General features: G+C 43.2%; 6 protein-coding genes. 2 read left to right on the top strand and 4 right to left on the bottom strand.

Features of this window, described 5'->3' with window-relative positions; all coding sequences use genetic code 11:
• Positions 1–226 precede the first annotated feature (226 nt).
• On the bottom strand, positions 227–1,291 hold the full coding sequence (locus ACPUEY_RS13830) for an amidohydrolase family protein (protein ID WP_425122431.1): 1,065 nt from the start codon (positions 1,289–1,291) through the stop codon (positions 227–229).
• A gap of 125 nt (positions 1,292–1,416) precedes the next feature.
• Positions 1,417–1,812 (bottom strand): DUF3144 domain-containing protein, encoded by a 396-nt coding sequence (locus ACPUEY_RS13825; RefSeq protein ID WP_092818423.1) that lies wholly within the window; start codon positions 1,810–1,812, stop codon positions 1,417–1,419.
• A gap of 109 nt (positions 1,813–1,921) precedes the next feature.
• On the opposite strand from ACPUEY_RS13825, the gene ACPUEY_RS13820 reads away from it, so the two are divergent.
• The gene (locus ACPUEY_RS13820) at positions 1,922–2,554 is read left to right on the top strand and encodes a hypothetical protein (protein ID WP_425122432.1); all 633 of its coding nucleotides are present in this window, start codon (positions 1,922–1,924) and stop codon (positions 2,552–2,554) included.
• A 21-nt stretch (positions 2,555–2,575) separates the two neighbouring features.
• On the opposite strand, the gene ACPUEY_RS13815 is transcribed toward ACPUEY_RS13820, so the two are convergent.
• A complete protein-coding gene (locus ACPUEY_RS13815) occupies positions 2,576–4,036 on the bottom strand; it encodes a CHAD domain-containing protein (protein ID WP_425122430.1) in 1,461 nt (486 codons plus the stop codon).
• Positions 4,037–4,251: 215 nt separating this feature from the next.
• The gene (locus tag ACPUEY_RS13810) at positions 4,252–5,712 is read right to left on the bottom strand and encodes an inorganic triphosphatase (protein WP_425122429.1); all 1,461 of its coding nucleotides are present in this window, start codon (positions 5,710–5,712) and stop codon (positions 4,252–4,254) included.
• Positions 5,713–5,989: 277 nt separating this feature from the next.
• On the opposite strand from ACPUEY_RS13810, the gene ACPUEY_RS13805 reads away from it, so the two are divergent.
• Complete coding sequence (locus tag ACPUEY_RS13805; RefSeq protein ID WP_425122428.1) at positions 5,990–6,373, top strand: Mpo1-like protein; 384 nt, start codon at positions 5,990–5,992, stop codon at positions 6,371–6,373.
• Positions 6,374–6,871 lie beyond the last annotated feature (498 nt).

The following is a 6,871-nucleotide window of genomic DNA, read 5'->3' as shown; positions in this document are numbered from 1 at the left end:
CCTGTGTGGTTGCGAAACTCGACCTTTGGGCAGAAGCCAGGTCTTTGATTGCGGGAGCAAGTGAAGCAAGAGGATTCATATTGAGCTTTACAAGGCTGTTATAGCGTTTAACAAGACGCAGATCTAAGCCAGAGATGTTAAATTGAAGAGCATGCTCTTCAATTTAACGCAAAGCTCGGGATTTGTAGATACCTATGCCTTTCAGGAGAGGGCCAGGGAGAGATAATTAAAGCCGATAAAACTGCTTCGCGTTATGATGGAATACCTGTTCCAATGCATGAGGATTATAGGCCACAACCGCATCACTAAAGGCATCAATAATGTTCACCAGTGAAGTGCTGACCCGATCCATCGGGAAGTTGGAGGCAAACATCACGCGGTAACTGCCAAAGTGTTGCAATACATGGCTGATCATTGGAAAGGCCAGATCATACACTTCTTGTTTGCTGGCCAGACGGTTTTGTTTATGGAACTGATGACCCAGCACAGGCATAAACAGGCCCGACATCTTGGTATAAACATTCGGACAGCTGGCCAGCTCGGCAATATCCTCCTGCCAGCGTACCAGAATGTTTTCCCGCGCGAATTTGGTTAAGCCGGTCAGAGCACCGACATGGCCAAAAAGACCGGCAGGTGTGCCAAAATGATCCAGCACAATAGAAGTTTCCGGAAACTGCTGGGCTAATGCAATCACATCACTTAACTGTGTGGAATACACCCAGGCATCAAAGCTTAAATTGTTTTGCGCGAGGGCCTCAAAGCCCTTTAAAAATTTTTTATTGCGGTATAAATGCGGTTGATCTGCCCAGGCTCGAATTCCTTTATCTTCATGTACTGCCGCCATTTTACGAATGCCCTTAAAGCGCGGCGAAGCTTTTTTATGCAGTTGCAAAATTTTCTTGAAATTGCTGTCGTGTGGATCGGCAGTTGCAACAATGCCACCGAGTTTGACTGTTTCTGCGTTAAAGGGCAGTGATTCAATAAAACGGGTTTCGCCAATCACGCCTTTACCTTTATTTTTATGCCAGCTGGCTTCGACATGCACCACTTGTTCTACCTCATAGTGCCCGATATCTTCGACATAGTGTTCAGGCAAATAGGGTGCTGTCACATGGTGGGTCAGGCCTAATGTTTCAATCAGATCATCAGCATTCATCATGCGGACCGCTTTGTCGAGCAGGTAAGGATGTTTGCCCAGCAATTTGACCGCCAAGGCGGCAGCATGGGGTGTGGTATAAGGATCCCATTGGTGAATATGTGCATCAATAATTGCAAAATCCAGCGCTTGCATTTCTGTCCTTAATTCAGCAAATCTCTGTTATTTAACCATACTGTAAAGAGCCCTGACTTTAAATGACCTTTCATCCAAAAACTCAGCACATAAAAAAAGCCCCGTAGGGCTTTTTAAACTTCTGATCAGTGCTGATGATCATGGTCATGTTTGTTGGCATGAAATTCTTCATTGCGACGAAAGCGAAGATAATTTTCAAACTGTTCGCAATATTCATCATAGTTGTCTTCCAGCATCATCTGGAACTGCTGCATGATGTAAGACATCACCTGATCTTTGGCATCACGCATTTCATTGCCATCTTTAAAATTGTTGGCTGCGACCCAGGTATTAAAACGGGCAGTGGCAAACAGCATGGCAGCGCTGACTTGTCCGCGCATTTCAGCAGGTTTCACGGCTGAACCCTTTTCGACACGGCAAAATTCGTTGGCTTGTTTAATAAATTCATCAGCACGTTCAAAAAAAGCAGCATTTAACGCTTCTTCTTCGGTTACATCTGTTGCTTCAATCTTTTGAACCATGAACTTTTCCTGCAAAAACGATCTAATGGCCTATTATAGGCAAAGCCTTGCAGAAACTAAACCTTTGGCTTAATCTAAAAATAGCCTAAGCATAGAAATGGATACTCCAATGCAAGATGCCATTGCCGTACAAAGTTTAAAAAGTGACATCGCCTTGCTGCGTCAGAATATTTGGCCACCAGCAAATCTGGCCAATGTAGAGGGCTTGCCTATTTATTATGGCTCTAAAAAAGAAGTGGACGAATATTACCGGCAATGGACCGGCTTAATTGAAAGGGCACAAGACCTGTTTCAGCCCTTTATGCAAGATGAAACCCTGGATGCCGTGCATTTGCCCAGCCATTTGAATCTGCCTTTATTTTATTTTCATGTCGACCGCATCCGGATTAACAAAACCCGTGCCAAAGAGTCCAAAACCTTTCGGAGGATTGCCAGCCTGCTCGATAAGTGCGGGAAATTTGAACCTGAGCAGATTCAGGCCATGCGTGCCTGGCTGGAAAGTGATGATACCGCAGCGTTGGTGGCTCATCGTGAATTCATCGATTTGCGCACTTATGTGTTCCAGCATGGTCAAAGTGAGTACACACGCACGCGGTTTTATGTAAATGGCATTGTGCTGAGTACAGAGCCGCATTTTGAACTGGTGGATGCCCGTGACAAGCCGCGCAAACAGCGCAATGACAGTTATAGCGATCCATTGGCAGATAATGGAACCTGGAAAATATTTGGCAAATACCGCTAATCTTGGCTTTGCGTTTGCCCCTTACCAGAAAGTAGCGGTTTTAGAATAATCCTCTAAATGCTGCTGAGCCTGTTGCAACACGGATTCTTTCTCGTTGGCTATCCAGCCTAAGGCAAACCAGAGTTTTTGTTTACGTTGCACCATATCCTGAAACAGCGCTTCAGCCACCATCAAATCATTATACTGTCCCAAACTTTCCTGGGCGGGTTTTAAATCTTTGAGATAGCGCTTTACATCTTGAGCAGGATAAAGCGAGGCAACGAATTCTACGCAATAACGCAAGCGTTTGACCCGTTTGCGGGTACGATGCCGTGACTCGATATCCAGCTGTAAAAATTGATCGGCATCTTTGCAGATCTGTTGATGCAATTTTTGTAGTTTTTTTGCGATATCTTTTTTTAATCCCGCTTTTTTCTGCTTTTTATTTGGCTGATCGACAAAGCGCAGCAGATGCAGAATCAGTTCTACAAAGTCTGAAGAACGTAAAGATTCATCAATCGGAATGCCGGATTCTTCAGGCGTACGAGGAAGCTGGACAAAAGGGGCACCGGCCTGTTCGAGCTGAGGTAAAAGTCCTTCACTCAAGGCATCGCGGTCACGGGTTGACCCCAGTTGGCGAAACAGCTGAGTCAGTTGTTCCTGCCAGTCTGGGTGAACATCTTTGGACCAGTCACCAAACACACGCAAGGCACTTCTTAAACGGCGAATGGCAACCCGGGTCTGGTGAACATGATCGCTATCATGCTGTCCGGAAGCAATCGCAGATGCATTCGGCAATAGGTGTTGCAAGGTATTATTGATGATCTGCTTCAATACGTGATCAGTCGAGTCCTGTAGATTCAGTTTGAGCGGACTTGCAAACTGAGCGGGAGGAATTTTTAAATCCTGTGCCAGCAAATCTCCACGTTGCGCTTTACTGCGCACATCCAGCCATAAATGATATCGTTGTACCCAGGGGTGAATAAACTTGAGCAGATCTTGAACAGAACCTTGTTTAAGCTCAAACTCAATTTCATAAATTGCCAATTTCTTATCGTTATGGCGAATCTCGCCGCGATCCAGACTTACCTCAATTTCTGAACGGTTAAAATGAACCACGTGCATCAGACGCTGCACGACCGTTTCATATTGCACCGTCAGGTTTTTAGCCTGTTTGCCCAAAGCCTTTTGCAGCAATTGTTTTGCTTTTGCATGCGACTGGTAAATCTCAAGGTCCAAACCTGGATTTTCCAGCTTGCCTAGATCGGTTTCCAGTTCAAGGCGCTGCAAGGAATGATTGCTGGGCGCTTTTAAGGTTTGGATCCAGTGACCGTCTTCAAGACGTTGCCGTAATGAAATGTTTTTTTGAGCTAAATGCCGTTCGGGTGTGTCGTAGTATTTTGCATATAAAGAAATCAAACGAGCATTCTTGTTCAAGAATAGCTGATAGAGCTTTTCCTGATCTGATGCGGGAATCTGAAATTTTAATTCTACTTCGAGCATGTTAAAACTCCTGACGCTTCATCATCCGATAGGGTCATGACTTTTATTGTAAACGGCTATTATTGTAAGCCAGTATCATGATAAGCCAGTATCGAAACAAGAGTAGGGTTGTGCCAGAAAGTAGATCAAGCGTATGTCACCCCACTCATTAAGGTACATTAAAAGATCATGCCATACGCTTTGATTTGACTGGTTTAATTTTCTTGCTTTATTTGTTACTTAATAAATTTACGACTCACCAGGAATTGTTCTGTCGCTTCAAGCAGCTTTTGTGCATACACTTCCTGTTTCGCTGTCAGCCAGCCCAAAACAAACCAGTCACTGGCTTCAAGTTCAGTTTGCTGAATATACTCGGCAGAAGAGGCCAGAATCTGATATTCACTGGCTGCAAGTTGAGCATCATTCAAGGCTTTGCTGTATTTCTGCAAGTTTTTGACATCATAAATCGAGGTTAAAATCGGGAAGCTAAATTTCAGTTCATGAATTTTAGTGGCTAACTGATCCAGACTTTCAAAATTGGCAATATCGGCATTCGCAAGATGCTCTTGCAGCTGTTTATATTGATTTTGCAGGGTGTTTTGTGCGAACCACTTTAAATCATGCGCTTGCGGCTTATCCTCCTGCTCTAAGCCAAACATCAATAATTCCAGATAATGATGGACGTTTTGCGTTGAACGAACCAGATTGGCCAACTTTTCTTTGGCGTACAAAATATCTTTGGCTAAATTCGATGCGGTATTTGGATTCTGTAAAAATGCGCCTAAAGTCGACTGCATGTGCTGCAAATGCTGTAAATGATCAAACTGGTGCTTAAATGCGCCCAGTTGCGTCGCCCATTTGTCTGAAACAGCCTCATTCCAGTCTTTAAATAAGGACAGGGTCAAATGCAAATGATCCAGGGCAATTTGTGCTTGCTGAATATGTGTTTTCTCGGCAACGCTCGCAGCAATAGCCGCGATATTTGGCAGTAGATGCTGTAACTGCTGGGCAATCAGCAGACGCAAGTTTTTATTGGCGGGGTCTTTTTTGCTTAAGTTAAATTCCTTGGCCAATTTTGCCGGACTGACGGGTTGCTGGATGGCTAAAAGATTGCCAATTTCGGCCTTGCTCCGCACATCCAGCCAAAGATGATATTTCTTTACCCATTCAAAGCTAAAGGCGAGAAGTGACTGGACCGAGCCTGACTTCAGTTCAAACTCAACTTCATGCACTTCACTCTGCGCTGTTTCGGTACGCACTGCACCGACATCTAGGCTGACCTCTATTTCGGTTTCTTCAAAATGAATGACGCGAAAGGTCCGCTGTATATCGGTTTCAAACTGCAATTTAAGCTGATCCTGTGCCTCGCCCAAAGCATTTTTCAGGATGTGCTGCGCTTCGGCATCCTGCGCGTAAATGGATAAATCCAGCTGCGGTGCCTGTTCCAGTTCGCCTAAGTCATGGTTATGCTCAAAACGGTGCAAATGGCTTTTACCGGCAGCTTTCAGGGTCTGAATCCAGCGCGTGCCTTCGAGACGTTGTCTTAAGGCAACACCATGCTGTGAAAGTAACCGTTCCGAGGTGTCATAATATTTGGCTTTTAGTTGAATAATTTCAGATTTTTTAGGATCCAATGCTTTCAGTAGGGCATTGCGTCTTGCTTCAGGAATCTGAAATTTTAATTCAACTTCAACCATGATCTTTCATCCAAATTTTGTGATGCGATGTCAGCAATACAACTCGTCATCATCGATAGCTTACAAATGCGTTATGAAATCTGTTCTTTTATAGCGCCGGAAATTGTATTGTTCATTCTAGGCTCCTGATTGTAACGAAAATGATTTTTGATGTAAGACTTGACGAACGGATTCTTGCCTGGTTGCTTTGCAAATGATCAAACAAATGATGAGAGCTGACACTTCAATTTGAACAAAATATGCGCTAACTTAAATCAAAATATGCAGGGCTATGACCATGAATACAACAATCCAGCTCAAATTTGAACATCATCCTGAACCGGAATTTCAGCTGCCGATTCAAAACTATCATGAATTCTATCGGTTTTATTTGACTGAACACCGTAATGTCATGAGTCGCCGTTTGCATGTGGTGGGCAGCAGTATCGGCTTATATTGTGTGACTAAAGCGATACGCCATAAAAAGGCCAAATATGTGTTATATGGTTTGGTTGCAGGCTATGCCTGTGCATGGGTGGGGCATTTTGTCTTTGAAAAAAATAAACCGGCAAGTTTTAAACAACCGCTGTATAGTTTTATTTCAGATTGGCGTATGTTTGCCGATGCACTGCGCGGTAATTTAAGTTTGCAAGACCGTTCTAAAGATAAAATATCAGGTTAAATTGCGGCTTATTTATACCATTCAGACAAAAAATCACCATTTTGTGATTATTTTCATAAAAAATGTAGAAATAAAATTAATTTTGTCTTGAAATGCTAGAGTGAATATTTTATTAATAGAACAGACATTTAGGAAGCTGAATTTTTACTTCGTGCCTGTCCCCAATCTTAAAGTTTTCCAAGCCTAGAGTGACCTTCTCTAGGCTTTTTTTATGCAGGCGGTACGTTAAAAGCTCAGCTTAAAAAATATCAACATTCATCATGGACTAAAAGAGGAGTCATTAGGATTGAAAGTAGGATGCAATGTTGGCTGGAATACCTGGATAAAAAATAAGGCGACTCTCTAATTCTTCGTTCGCTTCCCCAAGCGCGTTTGATAACAAAGAATGGCTTTGTTGCACAAACATAGCTTAGAAGGCTTCTTCAGCAATATAATTTCAGAATGAAGAAGCCTGCACCTAAAATCTATCGTACAACTAATTGGTCATCCTATAATCAA

Source organism: Acinetobacter sp. G11 (assembly GCF_049808495.1).
Classification (GTDB): domain Bacteria; phylum Pseudomonadota; class Gammaproteobacteria; order Pseudomonadales; family Moraxellaceae; genus Acinetobacter; species Acinetobacter kookii.
Note: the sequence above shows the minus strand (reverse complement) of the source record. Positions and strands in the feature narration are given on the sequence as shown.

Excerpts from the sequence above, each read along its gene's own strand:
- ACPUEY_RS13830 (WP_425122431.1), bottom strand. The coding sequence starts at position 1,291 with ATGCAAGCGCTGGATTTTGCAATTATTGATGCACATATTCACCAATGG.
- ACPUEY_RS13825 (WP_092818423.1), bottom strand. The coding sequence starts at position 1,812 with ATGGTTCAAAAGATTGAAGCAACAGATGTAACCGAAGAAGAAGCGTTA.
- ACPUEY_RS13820 (WP_425122432.1), top strand. The coding sequence starts at position 1,922 with ATGCAAGATGCCATTGCCGTACAAAGTTTAAAAAGTGACATCGCCTTG.
- ACPUEY_RS13815 (WP_425122430.1), bottom strand. The coding sequence starts at position 4,036 with ATGCTCGAAGTAGAATTAAAATTTCAGATTCCCGCATCAGATCAGGAA.
- ACPUEY_RS13810 (WP_425122429.1), bottom strand. The coding sequence starts at position 5,712 with ATGGTTGAAGTTGAATTAAAATTTCAGATTCCTGAAGCAAGACGCAAT.
- ACPUEY_RS13805 (WP_425122428.1), top strand. The coding sequence starts at position 5,990 with ATGAATACAACAATCCAGCTCAAATTTGAACATCATCCTGAACCGGAA.